The organism is Actinosynnema sp. NPDC004786 (genome assembly GCF_053601135.1).
Genome location: NZ_JBSGBG010000011.1, coordinates 1 through 19591 on the forward strand (window position 1 = coordinate 1; position 19591 = coordinate 19591).

The 19591-nt window shown below is 74.0% G+C and carries 13 protein-coding genes and 1 tRNA gene; 7 read left to right on the forward strand and 7 right to left on the reverse strand.

Annotation, left to right across the window (positions count from 1 at the left end; all coding sequences use genetic code 11):
* Positions 1–295 precede the first annotated feature (295 nt).
* Positions 296–3088 carry a BTAD domain-containing putative transcriptional regulator gene (locus tag ACWEFJ_RS11670; RefSeq protein ID WP_449713740.1) on the reverse strand — a complete coding sequence of 931 codons (2793 nt, stop codon included), beginning with the start codon at positions 3086–3088 and terminating at the stop codon, positions 296–298.
* A 188-nt stretch (positions 3089–3276) separates the two neighbouring features.
* Here ACWEFJ_RS11670 and ACWEFJ_RS11675 point away from each other — a divergent pair, with 188 nt between their 5' ends.
* Positions 3277–4317, forward strand: coding sequence for an ADP-ribosylglycohydrolase family protein (locus tag ACWEFJ_RS11675; protein WP_378088986.1), 1041 nt, complete (start codon positions 3277–3279; stop codon positions 4315–4317).
* Between the two features lie 180 nt (positions 4318–4497).
* Here the strand turns inward: ACWEFJ_RS11675 and ACWEFJ_RS11680 are convergent, their stop codons facing one another.
* Both ACWEFJ_RS11680 and ACWEFJ_RS11685 read right to left on the reverse strand, forming a co-directional pair.
* A complete protein-coding gene (locus tag ACWEFJ_RS11680) occupies positions 4498–5382 on the reverse strand; it encodes a hypothetical protein (protein WP_449713741.1) in 885 nt (294 codons plus the stop codon).
* 210 nt (positions 5383–5592) lie between these two features.
* Positions 5593–6255: a Crp/Fnr family transcriptional regulator gene (locus ACWEFJ_RS11685; RefSeq protein ID WP_378088991.1), complete on the reverse strand. Its 663-nt coding sequence runs from the start codon at positions 6253–6255 to the stop codon at positions 5593–5595.
* 139 nt (positions 6256–6394) lie between these two features.
* Between ACWEFJ_RS11685 and ACWEFJ_RS11690 the strand changes: the two genes are divergently transcribed.
* From ACWEFJ_RS11690 to ACWEFJ_RS11700, 3 genes are read left to right on the forward strand one after another with little or no spacing between them, the layout of a single operon-like run.
* Complete coding sequence (locus tag ACWEFJ_RS11690; RefSeq protein ID WP_449713742.1) at positions 6395–7093, forward strand: response regulator transcription factor; 699 nt, start codon at positions 6395–6397, stop codon at positions 7091–7093.
* Positions 7090–8484, forward strand: a complete 1395-nt coding sequence (locus ACWEFJ_RS11695) for a sensor histidine kinase (protein ID WP_449713743.1) — start codon at positions 7090–7092, stop codon at positions 8482–8484. The genes ACWEFJ_RS11690 and ACWEFJ_RS11695 overlap by 4 nt, the downstream gene beginning before the upstream one ends.
* 37 nt (positions 8485–8521) lie before the next feature.
* Complete coding sequence (locus ACWEFJ_RS11700; protein ID WP_378088998.1) at positions 8522–9712, forward strand: hypothetical protein; 1191 nt, start codon at positions 8522–8524, stop codon at positions 9710–9712.
* On the opposite strand, the gene mgrA is transcribed toward ACWEFJ_RS11700, so the two are convergent.
* Both mgrA and ACWEFJ_RS11710 read right to left on the reverse strand, forming a co-directional pair.
* Positions 9695–10723, reverse strand: coding sequence for an L-glyceraldehyde 3-phosphate reductase (mgrA, locus tag ACWEFJ_RS11705; RefSeq protein WP_378089000.1), 1029 nt, complete (start codon positions 10721–10723; stop codon positions 9695–9697). The genes ACWEFJ_RS11700 and mgrA overlap by 18 nt on opposite strands.
* A gap of 264 nt (positions 10724–10987) precedes the next feature.
* Positions 10988–11060: transfer RNA gene (locus tag ACWEFJ_RS11710), tRNA-Thr, on the reverse strand.
* A gap of 280 nt (positions 11061–11340) precedes the next feature.
* Between ACWEFJ_RS11710 and ACWEFJ_RS11715 the strand changes: the two genes are divergently transcribed.
* The 3 genes from ACWEFJ_RS11715 to otsB all read left to right on the forward strand — a co-directional run bounded on the left by ACWEFJ_RS11715 (position 11341) and on the right by otsB (position 16858).
* Positions 11341–12678: a threonine/serine exporter family protein gene (locus ACWEFJ_RS11715; protein WP_378089002.1), complete on the forward strand. Its 1338-nt coding sequence runs from the start codon at positions 11341–11343 to the stop codon at positions 12676–12678.
* A 155-nt stretch (positions 12679–12833) separates the two neighbouring features.
* Positions 12834–14270, forward strand: coding sequence for an alpha,alpha-trehalose-phosphate synthase (UDP-forming) (locus ACWEFJ_RS11720; RefSeq protein ID WP_378089004.1), 1437 nt, complete (start codon positions 12834–12836; stop codon positions 14268–14270).
* A gap of 53 nt (positions 14271–14323) precedes the next feature.
* The gene (gene otsB, locus ACWEFJ_RS11725) at positions 14324–16858 is read left to right on the forward strand and encodes a trehalose-phosphatase (RefSeq protein ID WP_378089006.1); all 2535 of its coding nucleotides are present in this window, start codon (positions 14324–14326) and stop codon (positions 16856–16858) included.
* A gap of 43 nt (positions 16859–16901) precedes the next feature.
* Here otsB and radA read toward each other — a convergent pair whose 3' ends face one another.
* Positions 16902–18266, reverse strand: a complete 1365-nt coding sequence (gene radA / locus ACWEFJ_RS11730) for a DNA repair protein RadA (protein ID WP_378089008.1) — start codon at positions 18264–18266, stop codon at positions 16902–16904.
* Between the two features lie 323 nt (positions 18267–18589).
* A complete protein-coding gene (locus ACWEFJ_RS11735) occupies positions 18590–19369 on the reverse strand; it encodes a hypothetical protein (protein WP_449713744.1) in 780 nt (259 codons plus the stop codon).
* Positions 19370–19591: the final 222 nt, after the last annotated feature.

Sequence of the window (19591 nt, forward strand, 5' to 3'; positions counted from 1 at the left end):
GGGGAAGAGCGTCCCGCCAGGCCTGCCGGCTTCGTCCAGCCTAAGGCACCCGAACCCATGTCAAATCGAGCCTCGGTGGTGGTGTGGCGGGTCCGTTGTGGGCGGGTTGTGCGATGTGGCTGCTTGCCGGGAATGCCGCGCTGGGCCGGCGCTCTCCCCCGAACGCCGGCCCAGCGGGTTGGGTGGCTTTCCCCCCTGGTTCCCCCCACCAAGAGCCACCCGGCGCCGATCCCGACTCGTGTGATCAGCGCGCTTCCAAGTTCCCACGACTTCGTGCGGTTGAGCTAAACAGCGGCTAAACCCGGGAGGTCAAGGCTTCAAGAGCCGTTCGGACCAACATCGCCCGGGGTGAGCCGAGGCGTTCGAACAGCCGAAGCGATTCCGCCAGCTCGGCTTGCGCGGCAACGCGTTCGCCCCGTTTGACCAGGACCGATCCGAGCACTTGGCGGCCGAACGCCTCCTCGAACTGCATCGAGCCGCCGTGGGCCAGTTCGACGCCCTGGCGGGCGTGTTCCTCGGCTTCCGGTAACAGGCCCAGTTCGGCGTACAGCTCGGCCAGGTTGTTCAGCGCGACCGCGTAGGCGCGTTCGTCGCCGTTGCGGTGGTAGATCTCCATCGCGAGGAACTGGTGCCGGGCCGCGCGTTCCCGCTGCCCGAGACGTTGCTCGACCTGGGCGAGGTTGTTGAGGACCGTGGCCTCGCCGAGCGCGTCACCGTCCCGGCGGGCCAGTTCGACGGCTTCCCGGTGGTGGCCCAGGGCTTCCTCCACCCGTCCCTCGGCGACGAGCGCCAGGGCGAGTTGGTCGAGGGTCATGACCAGGTAGCGGGGTTCGCCCAGCTCGACCGCGATGCGGTGGGCCAGCTCGGCCTGGTCGAGGGTGCCGCGCAGGGCGCCGGCCCGGTTGTTGATGTCGTGCATGGCGTTCAGCACGAGCATCTCGCCGCGACGGTCGCCGATGACGCGGGCCGACGCCAGGCCGAACTCGGCCATCGGCCGCCACTCGCGGCTCACGAGCCTGGTCACGCAGTAGGTGTGCACGAGGCGGACCAGTTGCCAGACCTGCTCGTGCAGCCCGGCCTCGGAGCCCGCGTGCACGAGGGCGATGAGGTTGGACCACTCCTTGTCGAACCAGGACAGGGCCTGGGCGGACGTGGCGGGGCGCGCGCCGGCGACCTCCCCGGTGAAGTCGAGGCCGTCGGACGCCGGCCGGATCAGCCGCCGGGCGTGGTCGCAGGCGCACAGGTAGTGGTCCATCAGGCGGCGCAGGCCGCGCTCGCGGTCGGTCACGACCCCGCGCGCGTAGAGGCGGACGAGGTCGTGCAGGACGAACCCGCCCCGCCACTGCTCCACCAGCAGGTGGGCGTCGGCGAGGTCGGCGAGCCGGGCGGCGGCCGTGCCGAGGTCGATGTCGCAGACGGCGGCGATGCTGTGCGGGCTCACCCAGCGGCCCGGCACCAGGCCGGCGGCGCGGAAGGTCTCGGCCAGTTCGGGCGGGAGGTTGCGGTAGGACACGGCGAGCGCCCGCTCGACGCCGACGCCGGTGTCGGCCAGGTCCAGGGTGCGCAACCGGGAGTCGTCGTCGGACAGTTGCGCGACCAGGGCCTCGACCGTCCACTCGGGACTGAACACGAGCTTGGCGGCGGCGATGCGCAGGGCCAGCGGGAGGTTGCCGCACAGTTCCACGAGCATCCGGACGGCGGCCGGCTCCTGGTCCGACAGCGGTTTGCCGACGACCTCGTCGACCAGGCGGATCGCTTCCTCGTCGGACAGCGTGTCGAGGGTGAGCATCCGCGCGCCGTTGCTGACCACCAGGGACTCCAGGCGGCGGCGGCTGGTCACCAGGACCACGGAGCCCGCGCCGGGCGGGAGCAGCAGGCGGACGTGCTCGGGGTCCCAGGCGTCGTCCAGCACGACCAGGACGCGGCGCTTGGCGAGCACCGACCGGTAGAGGCCGACCCGGTCGTCCAGGTCGCGCGGGACGCCGTCGGCGGGCACGCCCAGCGCCAGCAGGAACCGGGACAGCACCTCGGCCGGCTCGACCGGGTCGCGGTCGGGCGCGAAGCCGTTCAGGGACGCGAACAGCAGGCCGTCGGGGAACTGCTCGGCCCGCCGGTGCCCCCACGTGACGGCGAGCTCGCTCTTGCCGATGCCCGCCGCGCCGTTGACCACCGCGATGGTGGTGGCGGACAGGTCGCGGCCGTCGCACAGGCGGTCCAACCAGCCCAGCTCCTCGTCGCGGCCGATGAACCCGCTGGCCGCGGCGGGCAGCTGGGCCGGCACGACCACGCCGGGGCGCGGCGGCACGAGCGCCGGCTCGGCCGGGTCCGGCGAGCTGAGCGCCGGGTCGTCGCGCAGCACCTGCTCGTGCAGGACGCGCAGGCCGGGGCCGGGGTCGATGCCCAGCTCGTCCACGACCCGGCGGTGGAAGCGCTGGTAGGCCTCCAGCGCGTCGGCGCGCCGGCCCGACCGGTACAGGGCGCGCATCATGTGGCCCACGAGCCGTTCCCGGAACGGGTACTCGTTCACCAGCTGGCGCAGCTCCCCCACCAGCTCCAGGTGGCGGCCCAGCTCCAGCTCGGCCTCGATGCGCTCCTCGAGCGCGGCGAGCCGCAGCTCCTCCAGGTCGGTGGTGACCGGGTCGCCCGGCACGTCCGCGAGCACCTGGCCGCGCCACAGGCCGAGGGACTCGCGCAGCAGCTGGGCCCGGATCGGCGCGGGCTTGCCGCGGGCGCTCGACACCAGCTGCCTGGCCCGGTGGAAGTCCAGCCGCCACGGGTCGACCGAGAGCTGGTAGCCGGGCGGGGTGGTCAGTATCCGGGCGGAGCCGGCCGGGTCGGCCTCCTCCAGCATCCGCCGCAGCCGCGACACGTAGCCGTGCACGATCGTCCTGGCCGTGGCCGGCGGGTCGTCGCCCCACAGGCTGTCCACGATCTCGTCGATCGGCACGACCCGGTTGGCCTCCAGCACGAGCATCGCGAGCAGGCCGCGCATCCCCTTGCGGCCGATGACGAGCTGTCGGCCGTCCGCGAGCACCTGCAACGGTCCGAGGACGCCGAACTCCAGCCCGCTCTTGCTCCGGTCAGCCATGCCCCTCCCCCGCCTGGTGTGCTTCTGGCTCGGTCACTGGATCAGGTGCGTCGGAGGCCCCGTTGGATACCTGTGAGTAAATGTTGCTTGCTCAACTAGTCGTGCTGCCATGACCGGACGGGCGTCCGGCGGCTAGGGTTTTGGCCCCGGACGTCCCGGCCGAGTTCTGGGCGAGTGCAGGAGGGCGAGTGCCGCGCGAGCCGATGAACGTGGTCGACCGTGGGGCCGCCTGCCTGTTGGGCGGCGCGCTGGGCGACGCCCTCGGCGCGCCCGTCCAGTACCTCGGGTGGGCCGACATCCAGCGGGACCACGGCCCGGAGGGCGTGCTGGAGCCGCCGCGCCCCGCGCTGGTCACCGACGACACCCAGCTCACCCTGTTCACCGCCGACGGCTACCTGCGCGCCTGGGTGCGCGGTCGGAACACCGGCGAGTGGGACCCGATCGAGGTCGTCTGGCAGAGCTACCGGCGCTGGCTGACCACCCAGCAGGTCGCCGCGCCGGAGCCGGGCGCGGTCGGGCTCGTGGGCGACGAGCGGCTGTACTCCAGCCGGTCGCCGGGCCTGACGTGCCTGCGCGCGCTGGCCGCCGACACGCCGCCGACGCCCGAGCAGCCGCACAACGAGTCGTCGGGCTGCAACGGCGTCACGCGCACCGCGCCGGCCGGGTTCGCGCCGAGCGCGGAGATCGCCTACGACCTGGGCTGCCGGTTCGCCGCGCTGACCCACGGCGGCACCGGCGGGTGGGTGTCCGGTGGCGCGTTCGCGCTGCTCATCCATTTGCTGGCGGTGCGCGGCCGACCCGTGCGCGAGGCGGTGGACCAGGTCATCGGGCGCGTGCTGCGCGACGACCCGTACACCGCGAACACGCTGAACCGGGCGGTCGTGTTCGCCGACGAGCACCGGGCGCTCGGCTTCGAGTCGGTGCGGGTCGACCGGCTGGGCAGCGGCTGGACGGGGCCGGAGGCGCTGGCGATCGCCGTGCACACGGTGCTCGTGTACCCGAAGCGGTCGCAGTTCGTGGACGCGGTGCGCGCGGCGGCCAACCACTCCGGCGGCAGCGACGCGACGGCCGCGCTGACCGGGAACATCCTGGGCGCGCTGCACGGCACGGAGGCGTTGCCGAGGGACTGGCTGGCGAACCTCGAACTGGTGGACCTGCTCACCCGCCTGGGCGCGGACCTGGGCCGCTCCGTGGTCGGCCACGAGTTCGACTACAGCCAGTACGCATGAAGCCGGCCTCGGCACGCACGTTCCCGAAAGCGTGCGACCGAGGCCGGCTCTCCACGCGGTCTGCGCAGGAACACGCCCCGAGCGCGGAACCCGGCTGACCTGGCCGTGGAGCGGGAAAACCCGTGGCGGAACCGTAGCAGAGCGCGTGTGAGTGGTCACAGCCGGCCCACCCCTTGTCCGTCAGGACGGCCGGTCGTCGTCGTCCGCCGGCTCCGGCGGGTCGTCGTCCCGGTCGTCCACGCCGTACCGCTCACGCGTGCGTTCGGCGCGGTCCGGGGCGTCGTACCGCTCCAGCAGGTCCGCGACGTCGCGGCCGGACAACGGGTGGTCCTCGGGTTCGAAGGGGGCGTCGGCGGCGGCCCCGCCGACGGTGAACGGCGACAGCGGCGCGCCGGAGGCCAGCCGACGCCGCAGTCCCTCGTCCACCTCCCGGTCGCCCGCCGCCGTGAGCCGGGCGGGCGTGCCGATCAGGTCGCGCGCCTGCCCGGCGTTGTGGGCGAACCACCACACCACCACGCCGCCCGGGGTCGGCACGTCCCGCCCGAGGTGGGCGCGGACCGCGCGTTCGGCGGCGGCCTCCTCGTCCCACGCGCGCCGCCGCTCGCGGAGGTCCGCCGGTGCGGGTTCCAGCCGCACGTCCGTCGCCCAGGCCACCACGTGCCGTCCCGGGTCGTCCTCCCGTCGGGCCAGGAGGTCGGCCAACGCCTGCGTCGCGTCGGCGTCCCCCGGGTGGCGACGGACGGTGAACCGCAGCGCGCGCTGCACCACGGCGTCCACGGCCACGGCGCCGGGCGCGGCGTGGCCGGCGGCGTCGGGGTGCGGCCGCCAGTGCACCGTGCAGGCGAACGTGAACCGGCGGTCGGGCAGCGCGCTCGGCAGGCTGACCGGCGGCAGCGCCCGCCACTCCGGCGCGGGCGGCACGGGCTCGCGCTCCTCCTGCCGCCGGGTCCCGGCCCGCGACCACGCCCGCCGGCGCCGGGCGACGGCCGCCGCGGCGACGAGCGCGAGCATCACGAGCGCGATCACCCACACCGCGATCGCGGCTCCGGTCGTGCCCTCGGTCATCGGCGGTCCTCCCCCGGTCGGTCGGCGGGCGCGGGCCGGCGACCGCGCAGGGGGACGCCGGCGACGGTCCCGGCTCCGGTGACCGTGGCGACGCCGTGCCCCGCGACCGGTCGTTCCCCCCTGGTCGTCGCTCGACCCCCGCGACCGGCAGGCTCCCGCTTCGGCGGCCGCCGGGGTGTCCGCCGCCGGACACTTCGGCTGTGGCGCGTGTCACACCCCGGCGTGCCGCTTCAGCGCGTCCGGGTCGGCGATCACCAGCCGCGGGCCGGGCCGCAGCGCGCCCCCCTCCTTCAGCCGCTGGAGGTGCAGCGCGACCGTGCTGCGGGCCAGGCCCAGCGCGTCGGCCACCTCCCGCTGCGAGAACGGCACGCGCGGGCTGCCGTCGTCGGCGAGCGACACGATCTCCAGCAGCAGGCGGGCGATCCGGCGTTCCGGCGGGAAGTGCACCAGCTGGACCTGGTAGGGCACGGCCTGGGACAGCTTCGACACGACGTAGTCGGTGAGCGCGCCGTGCGCGCGGTGCTCGTCCAGGAACGCGTCGAAGGCCGCCGCCGGGAGCACCCGCGTGGCGCAGCGGTCGACCGCGCGCACGGACGCGGTGCGCGGACCCGCCGACCGGACCGCGATCTCGCCGAGCAGGTCGCCCGGACCGCGCAGGGTGATCAGCAGCTGCCCGCCGTCCGGCTCCGCGCCGAGCACCTTCACGCGGCCGGACACGAGCGCCAGCACGGTCGTGCCCGGGTCGCCCTGGCGCAGCAGCCACGAGCCGGGCGGGTGCACGCGCGCCACGCCCCGGTCGAGCAGCGCCCGCCACCTCGTCTCCCCCAGCAACGCCCGGAAACCCCGCGGTGGTGTGGCAGGTGAGCCGGTCACCCACCACTGTCTACCGCAGCCGGGCGCGGCGCACCGCGCCGGTCCGCTCCCGGTCGCGAACCTGTCGGCGAGCTGTTGATCGTCACGCCGCCCGGCCGAGCGCTTCGCCCGCCGCGCGGGGGTGTCGCACCATGGGCGGGTGGACAAGGGCACCCCGGTTCGACTGCTCGTGGTGGACGACGAGCCGCACATCGCGGACCTCGTCGCGACGGTGGCACGGTACGAGGGCTGGCAGGCGGTGACCGCGGGCAGCGGCGAGGCCGCGTTGCGGACCGCCGCCGACCTCCGCCCCGACATCGTGGTGCTCGACCTGATGCTGCCCGACCTGGACGGCTTCACCGTGCTGGACCGGCTCCGGTCGTCCGGGGCGATGGTGCCGGTGGTGTTCCTGACCGCCCGCGACGGCACCGCCGACCGGGTCGCGGGCCTGACCCGCGGCGGCGACGACTACCTGGTCAAGCCGTTCTCGGTGGAGGAGCTGATGGCCCGGCTGCGGGCCGTGCTGCGGCGCTCCACCGGGCCCGCGTGGAAGCGGTCCGTGCTCGAGGTGGCCGACCTCGCCCTGGACGAGGACACCCGCGAGGTCCGGCGCGGCGGCCGGCTCGTGCCCCTCACGCCGACCGAGTACGAGCTGCTGCGCTACCTGATGCGCCGCTCGCCCGCCGTGCTGACCAAGGCCCAGATCCTCGACCACGTGTGGGAGTACGACTTCGGCGGCCGGTCCAACGTGGTCGAGCTGGTCGTCTCGCACCTGCGGCGCAAGCTGCACGACGGCGGCGCGCCGCTGATCCACACCGTGCGCGGCGTGGGCTACGCGCTGCGCCGGGCCGCGGAGTGACCCGCCGGCTGCGCCTCGGCACGCGCCTCGCGCTGGGCCTGGGCGCGCTGGCGCTCGCGGTGTTCGCGGTCGTCGGCACGGTGATGGCGCGCAGCATGCAGGACTACCTGGCGCACCGGCTGGACGACCAGATGGCGACCACGCAGTCCTCGCTGAAGAAGGACCTCGCCCGGAACGGCACGATCAAGGGCAAGGCGTACGGCTGGTTCTCGGTCGTCTACGACGTGCGCGGCGGCGAGGCGGTCCCGCGCAACGGCGAGGACCTGCCCGACGACGACCACGAGCTGACCGCGGTGGCGCTGGACGTCCGGGGCCAGGACCCGGTCTACCGCACCGAGCACCTGCGCGGCGACGGCACGTACCGGCTGCGCGGCTGCCCGGTGTCCGACGGGGTGGTGCTGGTCAGCGCCGCGCCGATGAACGACATCACCACCACGGTGCGGCGGCTCGTGCTGGTGGAGGTGGCCGCGTTCCTGCTGGCCCTGGTGGCGTTCGTGGTGATCGGGCGGGCCGTGCTGCGGCGCGGGCTGAAGCCGTTGAGCGACATGGCCCGCACCGCGCACGACATCGCGTCGCACGACCTGACCGACTCGGCCCGGCTGCCGGTGCGCGCGGAGGGCGGCGACGGCGGCGCGGAGGTCGAGGAGCTGCGCACGGCGTTCAACACGATGCTCGACCACATCGACACGTCGCTGGCCGCCCGCGCGGCCGCCGAGCAGCGGTTGCGGCGGTTCATCGCGGACGCGTCGCACGAGCTGCGCACGCCGTTGACGTCGATCCGGGGCTACGCGGACCTGTTCCGGTACGCGGCGGCGAACGCGCCCGGGGAACGCGAGGCGCACCTGGAGAAGCTGCGGTCGGAGGCGGCGCGGATGAGCGTGCTGCTGGACGACCTGCTGCTGCTCGCCCGGCTGGACTCGGCGGAGGTCGAGACGCCGTTGCGGTTGGCCGAGGGCGACCTGGCGGCGGTGGCGCGGGAGGCGGCGGACGCCTTCCGCGCCGCCCACCCGACCCACCCGCTGGCGCTGTCCGTGCCGGACGGGCCGGTGCGGCTGGTGTTCGACCCGCTGCGGCTGCGGCAGGTGGTGGACAACCTGCTCGCCAACGCGGCCCGGCACACGCCGGCGGGCACGGCGGTGTCGCTGTCGGTGTCCGCGGAGGACGGGTCGGCCGTGCTGCGGGTCGAGGACGCGGGGCCGGGCATCCCACCGGCCGACCGGCCCCGCGTCTTCGACCGCTTCTACCGGGTGGACGACTCCCGCACCCGCGACCGCGGCGGCAGCGGCCTGGGGCTCGCGGTGGTGGACTCGCTGGTCGCCGCGCACGGCGGCGCGGTGGAGCTGACCGGCGGGCCCGGGTCCACCGCCTTCACGGTCCGCCTGCCGCGCTGACCCGCCGGGGCGATCGACCTCTATAGCCTGTCCGACCGTGGGCGGGCTGCTGCGGCGGGTGCGGGCGAGGCTGGACTACGCGGCGTTCATCGGCGCGCGGGAGTGGCCGGTGCTGGTCGCGGGCGTGGGCGTGCTCCTGGGCGCGGTGACCGTGCTGCCCAGCTCGTTCGGGGTGGTGCTGTCGGTCGTCGCGCTGGTCCTCGGCGTCACGACCTTCGCCCGGGACGTGCGGCTGACGCGTGCCCGCTGGTCGGCCCACGAGTTCTCGGTGATCGCCGCCCCGTTCCCGCACGCCGAGGTGCCGCCGCCCGCCCGCTACCCGGATGCCCGGTACCTCGCGGTGCCCGGCCGCGGCACGGCGCTGGTCAGCGACGAGCTGGACGAGGCCGTGCGCGGCGCGGACCGCCCGGTCGAGGTGCTGGAGGAGCCGTACCGGCTGCCGCCGTTCCTGCGGGCCACCGCCCCGCACGTGCTGCCGCTCCGGGCTCGCGGGCGGACGCTGTTCAACGGCCGGGTCGTCGGGCTGCTCGACGAGCCCGCGGGCACGGGGCCGGTGCGGCTGCGCCACGCCCGGTTCTTCGACGGCGAGTGCTCGAACGAGCTGTGCTCGCTGCGGATCGTGGACCGCGCGTCCGGCGAGGAGTTCGACCCGCGCCGAAGGCTGCTCACCGACCCGGAGGGCCGGGTGCGGCCGCTCGCGGGCAGCGAACTGGCCGACCTGGTCGGCATCTCCACGATCGCGACGACCACCGACGACCACCTCGTGCTCGTCGTCCAGTCGCAGCGGAACACCGCCAGCCCGCTGCTGCTCGCGCCGTCCGGCAGCGGGACGCTGGAGCCCCGCGACCTCGCCGGCACGCTGCACGCGTCCGTGCGCGCCGGCATGGAGCGCGAGTTGCGCGAGGAGACCGGCCTGCGCGCCGAGGAGATCGGCTCGACCCGCGTGGTCGGTTTCGCCCGCTGGATGGAACGGGGCGCGAAGCCGGAGTTCTTCGGCGTCACCGCGCTCACGGTGAGCAGCGCGGACGTACGGGGACGCCGTGCGAAGGGCGCGGAACGCCTCTACAGCTCGCCCGTGCTGGTCGTGCCGTTCGACCTGGCGGCGGCGGGACGGCGGCTCGCCGCCGGCGCGGACCTCCTGGCGTGCGTGCCGGAGAGGGTCCGCGACGACGGTTCGCTGCCGCTGCTGCTCGCGATCAGGGCCGCCGCTTCAGCGGGCGCTCGATGACTCCGCCCACAGGTCGATGCCGGAGTCGACCGCGTGCACGTCGATCCGCTCCAGCTCGTCGTCGGTGAGCGGCGGGCCGTCCAGCGCGGCCACGTTGGCCTCCAGCTGCGCCACGCTGCTCGCGCCGATGAGCACCGAGGTGACCCGCTCGTCGCGCAACGCCCAGGTCAGCGCGAGCTGCGCCAACGACTGCCCGCGGCCGGCCGCGATCTCGTTCAGGGCGCGCACGTGCGCGAGGTTGGCCTCGCTGAGCAGGTCACCGGACAGCGACTTGCCCTGCGTGGCGCGGGAGCCCTCGGGCACGCCGTCCAGGTACTTGTCGGTCAGCATGCCCTGCGCCAGCGGCGAGAACGCGATGCAGCCGACGCCCAGCTCGCCCAGCGCGTCCAGCAGGTCCTCCTCGATCCACCGGTTGAGCATCGAGTAGGAGGGCTGGTGGATGAGCAGCGGCACGCCCGCCGAGCGCAGCAGCTCGGCCGCCTCGCGGGTCTTGCCGGCCGAGTAGGACGAGATGCCCACGTAGAGGGCCTTGCCCTGCTGCACGGCGCTGACCAGCGCGCCGACCGTCTCCTCCAGCGGCGTCTCGGGGTCGAACCGGTGCGAGTAGAAGATGTCGACGTAGTCCAGGCCGAGCCGGGACAGCGACTGGTCCAGTGAGGACAGCAGGTACTTGCGGGAGCCCCACTCGCCGTAGGGGCCGGGCCACATGTCGTAGCCCGCCTTGGTGGAGATCACCAGCTCGTCGCGGTGGGGGCGCAGGTCGTCGGCCACCATCCGGCCGAAGTTGACCTCCGCCGAGCCGTAGGGCGGGCCGTAGTTGTTGGCCAGGTCGAAGTGCGTGATGCCGAGGTCGAACGCCCGGCGCACGATCGCCCGGCCCGTCTCGTAGGGCCGGTCGTCGCCGAAGTTGTGCCACAGCCCGAGTGACACGGCGGGCAGCTTGAGTCCGCTGCGCCCGCACCGTCGGTAGGTCATCCGGTCGTACCGCGAGGCGTCGGGTAGGTAGGCCATGCGCTCACCCTGACACGCCGCACGGCGGCACGCGGCACGGCGCGACGGCCCGGTTCGGCGGTCGCGGTTCGGCCCGGCGGCCCCGGGCGGGGGTGGCCTGCGGGACGGCTCGCGGCCCGGCGGCGGGCGTGGGCGGGGTCCGTGACGCCGGAGTGGTCGCGGGGGTCGGGCCGCCGGTCGGCGCGGCATCGGGCGCGCCGGCGGTATATGATCTTGAACCTGCGGCCTGACCAGGGTCTTCCCGGTCGGGACCGTCCCACTCGGAGCCGGTGGCGGGACTTGAACCCGCAACCTTTCGCTTACAAGGCGAGTGCTCTGCCAATTGAGCTACACCGGCGTGGCCCGGAGGCCGGGAACATCGTAAGCGCCCGCACGGGGTGCTACCTGCGGCGAACGGTCTGCTCACGGTGGGCCGGCGTTGGTCCGTCCGGAGGTCGCGGGTACCGTCCGGGTGGCGTCGGGAACCCGTATAACCGCTGGCCAGCGCCATCAACAGTGATGAACGCACAGTGATCGAATCACCTGGTCAAGGTACCCCTTACGAGGGTGGCGCATACCACAGCTACGGGTGTGGCACGGTCGGGCGTGGCGGGCACGAGCGAAGGAGGTGACGCCGGGTGCGGCTGTGGCGCCGGCGGTCGCGGGACACCGGGCCGGCCCGACCGGTCGAGGGACCGTCCCTTCCGGACGACTCCACCGTCCACCTGGTACTCGACCTGGCGCTGCGCGTCGGCGAGGCGCAGATGGCGGGCGGCGCGGGCGCGGCCGACGTGACGGCCACCATCCTGTCGGTCGCGGCCGCGTACGGCCTGCCGCACACCGAGGTGGACGTCATCTACACGTCGGTCACCGTGACCTGCCACCGCGGCACGGAGGCCGCCCCGGTCACGTCCATGCGCGTGGTGCGCAACCGGGGCGTGGACTACACCCGGCTCGCGGCGGTGGAGGACCTGATCCGGCGGATCGTGGACAAGCGGATCACCGCCGCGGATGCGTCCGCCGAGATCGACCGGATCAGCCGCGCCGGCCACCCGTACCCCCGGTGGGTCGCCACGCTCGCGTGGGCGGGCATGGCGGGCGCGGTGGCGTTCCTGGTCGGCGGCGGCCCGCTGCTGGCCGGCACGGCCGCGGCGGTGACCGCGCTGATCGACCGCGTCGGCCGGCTGCTCAACCGGCGCGAGCTGCCGTTCTTCTTCCAGCAGGTGGTGGGCGGCGCGCTGGCGACCACGGTGGCGATGGTGATGTACGCGACCGGCGCGGCCCCGTCCCTGCGGCCGTCCCTGCTCGTGGCGACCGGCATCGTGGTGCTGCTGTCCGGGCTGTCCCTGGTCGGCACCGTCCAGGACGCCATCACCGGCTACAACGTCACCGCCGCCGGCCGCACGGTGGAGGTCGCGCTGCTCACCGCGGGGCTCATCGCGGGGGTCGCGCTCACCCTGCGGGCGGGCGTGCAGTTCGGCGTGCGGACGACCATCACCGAGCCGCTGCCGCCGCTGATCTCCGACGTGCCGGTGCAGCTCCTGGCCGGCGCGGCCACGTCCGCGTTCTTCGCCCTGGCCAACTACGCGCCGCCGCGCACGCTGCCCATGGCGGCCGCCGCGGGCGCGCTCGGCGCGAGCACGTTCGGCCTGCTCACGCTGGTCGGCGTCAACACCGTCACGGCCGCCGCCGCGGCCGCCACCCTGGTCGGCTTCGGCGGCACGGTCGTCTCCCGCCGGCTGAAGACGCCGCCGCTGCTCGTGGCGGTGGCGGGCATGGTGCCGCTGCTGCCGGGCTGGACCATCTACCGCGGCCTCTACCAGCTCACCGCCGAGGCGGACGCGACGGGCATCTCGACCCTCGCGCTGGCCGCCGGCACGGCCCTCGCGCTGGCGAGCGGCGTCGTCCTGGGTGAACATCTGGGGCGACCGGTCCGCACCGGTCTCCGCCGGTTGGCGGCCCGTTCCCGCCGCTGAGGTGCTGAACACCGCGTTTCCAGGTGAGATCGCCCACCTGACGGTCTTTCGTCAAGTCAACACAGTGTGACGGGCCTGACGACAGGGCATCCAACCTGCGGTTTCCCACTAACCTCGACGGTGGGCGAGACGAATCCCTTAGGAGGCGCTACCCGGTGAGCAGCATTGGCGAGAACGGCGCGGACTTCCTGGTCGTGGCCAACCGCCTACCGGTTGACCTGGAGCGCCTGCCGGACGGCACGCAGCGCTGGAAGCACAGCCCCGGCGGCCTGGTGAGCGCCCTGGAACCGTTCCTGCGCACGCACAGCGGCGCGTGGATCGGCTGGCCCGGCATCCCGGACGCCGAGGTGGACGCGTTCGAGGAGGACGGCCTGCAACTGCACCCGGTGACGTTGAGCGCCACCGAGGTCGCCGACTACTACGAGGGCTTCTCCAACGGCACGCTGTGGCCGCTCTACCACGACGTGGTCGCGCCGCCCGCGTTCCACCGGCGGTGGTGGAACGCCTACGTGCGGGTCAACCAGCGGTTCGCCGACGTGACGGCGAAGGTCGCCGCCCAGGGCGCGACCGTGTGGGTGCAGGACTACCAGCTCCAGCTCGTGCCGGCGATGCTGCGCGAGCTGCGCCCGGACCTGCGCATCGGCTTCTTCCTGCACATCCCGTTCCCGCCGGTGGAGCTGTTCATGCAGCTGCCGTGGCGCACGGAGATCATCCGCGGGCTGCTCGGCGCGGACCTGGTCGGCTTCCACCGGCCCGGCGGCGCGCAGAACTTCCTGTGGCTGGCCCGCCGCCTGGTGGGCCTGGAGCCGAGCCGCGGCGCGGTCGGCGTGCGGACCCGGCCCGGTGTCGTGCAGGTCGGTGACCGCACTGTGCGGGTAGGGGCATTCCCGATTTCCATCGATTCCGCGGGACTGGACGCGCTGGCGCGCGACAAAGAGGTCCAGAAACACGCCCGGCAAATTCGCGAAGACCTCGGGAACCCGAAGAAGATCCTGCTCGGCGTGGACCGCCTGGACTACACCAAGGGCATCGACGTGCGGCTGCGCGCGCTGCACGAACTGCTCGCCGACGGCCGGGTCGACCCCGCCGACGTGACCATGGTCCAGCTCGCCACGCCCAGCCGCGAGCGCGTCGAGCACTACAAGCAGATGCGCGGCGAGATCGAGCAGGCGGTCGGCCGGATCAACGGCGAGTTCTCCACCGTGGGCCACCCCGTGGTCCACTACCTGCACCAATCGGTCAACCGGCGGGAGTTGACCGCGTTCATGTCGGCGGCGGACGTCATGGTGGTGACTCCGGTGCGTGACGGCATGAACCTCGTCTGCAAGGAGTACGTCGCCACGCGCTACGACCTCGGCGGCGCGCTGGTGCTCTCCGAGTTCGCCGGCGCGGCGGCCGAGCTCACGAGCGCGTTCCTCGTCAACCCCCACGATCTGGACGGCGTGAAGAACGCGTTGGAAGCCGCCCTCACGGTGGATCCGGCGGAAGGCCGCCGTAGGATGCGCGCGCTGCGCCGCCAAGTCCTCACGCACGACGTCGACCGCTGGGCTCGATCGTTCCTTGATGCCTTGGGCGCGCAGTCCACGATCTGAATCAGTTCAGACGAGAATACCCACCCTGTCCCACCGAGCATTGAGGAGGGGCGTTGACCGCCGAGGCCCTCCCCGCCGAACTTCGTCGTGCGATCGTGCAGTTGGCACGCACACCGCGCCTGCTGGTCGCCTGCGACTACGACGGGACATTGGCTCCGATCGTGGCCAACCCAGAGGACGCCCGCCCGCTGCCCGAGTCGGTGGGCGCCCTGCGCTCCCTGGCCGGTCTGCACGAGACGACGACGGCGGTGATCTCCGGGCGCGCGCTGCGCGACCTGGCGACGCTGTCGCGCCTGCCGTCCGAGGTGCACCTGGTGGGTTCCCACGGATCGGAGTTCGACGTCGGCTTCGTCCACGCGCTGGACGCCGACGCCAAGCAGCTCCACCGCCGCCTGGAAACCGAGTTGGAGGGCATCGTCGCCGGTCACGACGGCGTTGGCCTCGAGGTGAAGCCCGCGAGCATCGCGGTGCACGTGCGCCGCGCGGACCCCGCCGTGGGGGAGCGGGTGCTGGACGCCGTGCGCACCGGACCGGCCACCTGGGACGGCGTGCAGGTCACCGAGGGCAAGGCCGTGATCGAGCTGGCCGTGGTGCAGACCGACAAGGGCCACGCCCTCGACGTCCTGCGGCACCGCGCGTCGGCGACCGCGGCCGTCTTCGTCGGTGACGACGTGACCGACGAGAAAGCGTTTGCCCGGCTGAGCGGGCCGGACGTCGGCATCAAGGTCGGCGACGGCGAGTCGCTGGCCCAGTACTCCGTCTCCGACACGCTCGACGTGGCCACCGTGCTCGCGTTCCTGCTGGAGGAGCGGCGCGCGTGGCTGCACGGCGACCAGGCCGTGCCGATCGAGCGGCTGACCATGCTCGCCAACGAGCGGTCCGTGGCGCTGCTGACCCCGGACGCCCGGGTCAACTGGCTGTGCCACCCGGAACCGGACTCGGCGGCGGTGTTCGCCGACCTGCTCGGCGGGCCGTCCGCGGGCCACTTCTCGATCAAGCCCGAGCACGGCTCGCTGCCCCTGGGCCAGCGGTACGTGCCCGGCACGATGATCGTGGAGACCCGCTGGTCGCGCCTGCTGGTCACGGACTACCTGGACCACGACCTGGCCTCGCACCGCACCGACCTGGTGCGGCGCATCTCCGGCTCCACCAACGCGGTGATCACGTTCGCGCCGCGGCCGGAGTTCGGCCAGGTGCCGGTGCGGCTGCTGCGCGAGCGCGACGGCCTGCGGGTCGTCGGCACCTCGGACCCGATGGTGCTGCGCTCGCCCGGCGTCGACTGGCAGATCACGTCCGACGGCATCCAGGAGACCGCGACGGCGGTCGTGCGCCCGCGCGAGGGCGCGCCGATCCTGCTGGAGCTGCGCTGCGGCACGGACGACCTGTCCGAGGCCACCCTGGGCGAGCCGGAGCGGCGCGCGCGGGCCGGCGCGTTCTGGTCGGACTGGGCGGCGACGCTGAAGCTGCCGCCGGTCGAGTCCGACCTGGTGCTGCGGTCGGCGTTGACGCTGAAGGGCCTGGTGCACCACGACACCGGCGCGATCATGGCCGCGGCCACCACCTCGCTGCCCGAGGAGCTGGGCGGCATCCGGAACTGGGACTACCGGTACTGCTGGCTGCGCGACGCGGCCCTGACCGCCCAGGCCCTGGTGTCGGTCGGCTCGCTGGGCGAGGCGGAGGCGTTCCTCGGCTGGGTGCACGGGGTGCTGTCGACCCTGCCCGGCCCGGAGCGGCTGCACCCGCTCTACACGCTCCAGGGCACCATGCTGGGCGCCGAGGCGGTCATCGACACGCTGCCCGGGTACGCCGGCTCGCGGCCGGTGCGCGTCGGCAACCTCGCCAACCAGCAGGTGCAGCTCGACGTGTTCGGCCCCGTGGTGGACCTCGTCGTGCAGCTCGCCGCCGCGCGCGGCTCGCTGACCGACAAGGACTGGCTGATGGTGCAGGCGATGGCCGAGGCGGTCGCCCGCCGCTGGCACGAGCCCGACCACGGCATCTGGGAGGAGCGGCACGCCCCTCGTCACCACGTGTACTCGAAGGTCATGTGCTGGGTGACGCTCGACCGGGCGGTGAAGCTGGCCGAGGCGTACGGGCGCGACATCGACCCGTCGTGGCCGGTGCTGCGCGACACCATCGCCAATGACGTGCTCAAGCACGGGTGGAGCGAGGAGGCGCAGTCGTTCACCACCGCGTACGACGGCGACGACCTCGACGCGGCGTCGCTGCACGTCGGCCTGTCGGGCCTGATCGACCCGACGGACGACCGGTTCCAGGCCACGGTGACCGCGATCGAGGCCGAGCTGCGGTCCGGGTCCACCGTGTACCGGTACCGGCGCGACGACGGCCTGCCCGGCGACGAGGGCGGCTTCCACCTGTGCGCGGCCTGGATGATCGAGGCGTACCTGCTCACCGGGCGGCGCACCGAGGCCGAGGAGCTGTTCGCGCAGATGGTGGACGCGGCCGGGCCGACCGGCCTGCTGCCCGAGGAGTACGACCCGATCGCGGAGCGCTCCCTGGGCAACCACCCGCAGGCGTACAGCCACCTGGGCCTGATCCGCTGCGCCCAGCTCCTGGCGGCCGGCCGGTAGGCGTGGCACGACGGCGCCCGGCCACGCGGTCGGGCGCCGTCGGCTACTTCTTCAGCTTCAGCAGGTTCAGGGCCTCGTACAGGTCGTGCGCGACGAGCGCCCGCGTGCCCTGCGGCAGCGGCCCGGCGTCCGGCGGCACCAGGGCCTTGGTGAAGCCGAGCCGGGCGGCCTCGGTGAGCCGGCGGCCGACGCCGTTGACCCGGCGCAGCTCGCCGGACAGGCCCACCTCGCCGACCACCACCAGGTCGTGCGGCAGGGGCAGGTCGCCCGCCGCCGAGGCGACCGCCAGCGCCACCGCCAGGTCCACCGCGGGCTCGACGAGCCGCATGCCGCCGACCGTGGCGGTGAAGACGTCCTTGTTGCCGAGCGCCACCCGGCCGCGCTTCTCCAGCACGGCGAGGACCATGGCCAGCCGGGCCGAGTCCAGACCGCTCACCGCGCGCCGCGGCGCGGGCAGCGCGGTCGGCGCGACCAGCGCCTGCACCTCGCCCAGCATGGGCCGCTTGCCCTCCACGACGACCGTGACGGCGGTGCCGGACACCGCCTGGTCGCGGCGGTGCAGGAACAGGCCGGACGGGTCCGGCACGCCCGCGATGCCGTCGTCGCGCAGCTCGAAGCAGCCGACCTCGTCGGCCGGGCCGAACCGGTTCTTCACCCCGCGCAGCAGCCGCAGCGTCGAGTGGCGGTCGCCCTCGAACTGCAGCACCACGTCCACCAGGTGCTCCAGCACCCGCGGCCCGGCGACCGAGCCCTCCTTGGTCACGTGGCCGACCAGCACGACGGGCAGCCCGCGCTCCTTGGCGACCGCGATGAGGCCGGCCGTGACCGCGCGCACCTGGCTGACCCCGCCGGGCGCGCCGTCGACCGCGGGCGACGACATGGTCTGCACGGAGTCCACGATCAGCATGCTCGGCTTGACCGCGTCCACCTGGCCGAGGACGGCGGAGATGTCGCTCTCCGCGGCCAGGTAGATCTCGTCGTGCAGGTTGCCGGTGCGGTCGGCCCGCAGCCGCACCTGGCCCGCCGACTCCTCGCCGGTCACGTAGAGGCAGCGGCCGACCGACAGCGCCCACTGGTGCGCGACCTCCAGCAGCAGGGTCGACTTGCCGACCCCCGGCTCGCCCGCGAGCAGCACCACGGCCCCCGGCACCAGCCCGCCGCCGAGCACCCGGTCCAGCTCCAACACCCCGGTCGAGACGGCGCGCGCGGACTCGATGTCCACCTGCGCGATGGGGCGCGCCTCGCTGCTCGGCGTGCCAGCGAGGAACCGCGGCGCGGCGGAGGCGCCCCGCTCCTCCACCGTGCCCCACGCCTGGCACTCCGGGCACCGCCCGACCCACTTGGCCACCTCGTGCCCGCACTCGGCGCAGCGGTACGTCGGCCTGGCCACCCGTGCTGTCTTCGCCACGCCCCGGAGGCTATCCGTCGGCACCGACACCGACCGCGACCCGGCGACGCACGGCCCGGCGGCGCTGTGGCGCACGGCCCGGCGGCCCGGCGGCGCGCACGGCCCCGGCGTCCTCGCGGTGCACCACCCGGAATCCCGGCCGGGGCACAGCCCGGAATCCCGGCGGCGCACGGCCCGGCGTCTCTCGCGGGAGCGACGACTCCCCGGCCGTGACCGGTTTCACGCCTCCGGGTCGCCGCGCGGGGACCGGCCGTGACTCCCCCGGCCGCGAACGACCGCAGGGGCCCCCGGAACGGGGACCCCTGCGGGAACGATCAGGTGGTTCAGTGCTCCGAGGAGCCGTCCGGGCGCGGCTCGGGGCTCGCGCCGATCGGCAGCTGGAGGGTGACCTCGCCCGCCTTCTCGAACAGGAACGTGACCCGGATCGTCTCACCGGGCCGCAGCGGCTTGGTCAGGCCCTTCAGCACGATCTTCACCACGCCGGGCTCGGTCGGGTCCACGGACGACGGCAGCTTCGTCCGCGTCGTGGGCGGGTTCGAGATGGACGTGTTGTCGCCGGAGGTCGGCGTCGTCGAACCGGACGCCGACGACCCCGTCGTGGTCGTGGTCGTGGTCGTCGCGGCCGAGCCGGACGGCGTGGTGGTCGTGGTCGCCGTCGCGTGCGAGTCCGAAGGCGACGAAGACGACGTCGGCCGGCTCGTCGTGGTCTGGTGGCTGCCCGCGTCGTCCTGGTCCGCGCCGCTCACCACGGACGAGCCGGGCTCCAGCCGGGTGTCGCCGGTGATCTCGGCGGGCGCGGACGCCTCGCTGGTCACGCCCACCAGCGTGTCCACGTCGGCGCCGTTGTTCGCGATCACCACCACGATCGGCGCGGAGTCGCCCTGCTCGTAGGACCCGTGCGCGACCGGGAACAGGAACTGCGCGTCACGGACGGCGATGTCGCCCACCTGCCCGCTGGCCCCGTTGACGGCGGCCACCTGGGTGTCCGTCTGCGTGACCTGACCGGCGCTGCAACCTGCGGCGGCCAGGCCGAGGCCCGTCGCCAGGGCGGCCACGACGGCCAGGCGGCGCGGCGCTGTGGACTTCTGGAGTGCGCGATCCACGGCTGCTCGGATCCTTCCCGGTGTGCTGACGAGGCGGGGTCGTACCCGGTGGTAACGGGTCCCACCACCGGTGGAGGAGCCTAACGGGGCGCGCCCGGACCTGCGGCACGTGGTGCCCCGGAGGGGTCCGCGACCGTCCCGCGCACGTCCACTGTGGAGCAAGATCGACCCCGGGCGTTGCATGCGACCGGGTGATTTGTCAACCCCCTGCGCGGCCCTGAC

What these genes read in the sequence shown, in the direction of transcription:
- ACWEFJ_RS11670 (WP_449713740.1), bottom strand. Translation starts at nt 3,088, where the DNA reads ATGGCTGACCGGAGCAAGAGCGGGCTGGAGTTCGGCGTCCTCGGACCG.
- ACWEFJ_RS11680 (WP_449713741.1), bottom strand. Translation starts at nt 5,382, where the DNA reads ATGACCGAGGGCACGACCGGAGCCGCGATCGCGGTGTGGGTGATCGCG.
- mgrA (WP_378089000.1), bottom strand. Translation starts at nt 10,723, where the DNA reads ATGGCCTACCTACCCGACGCCTCGCGGTACGACCGGATGACCTACCGA.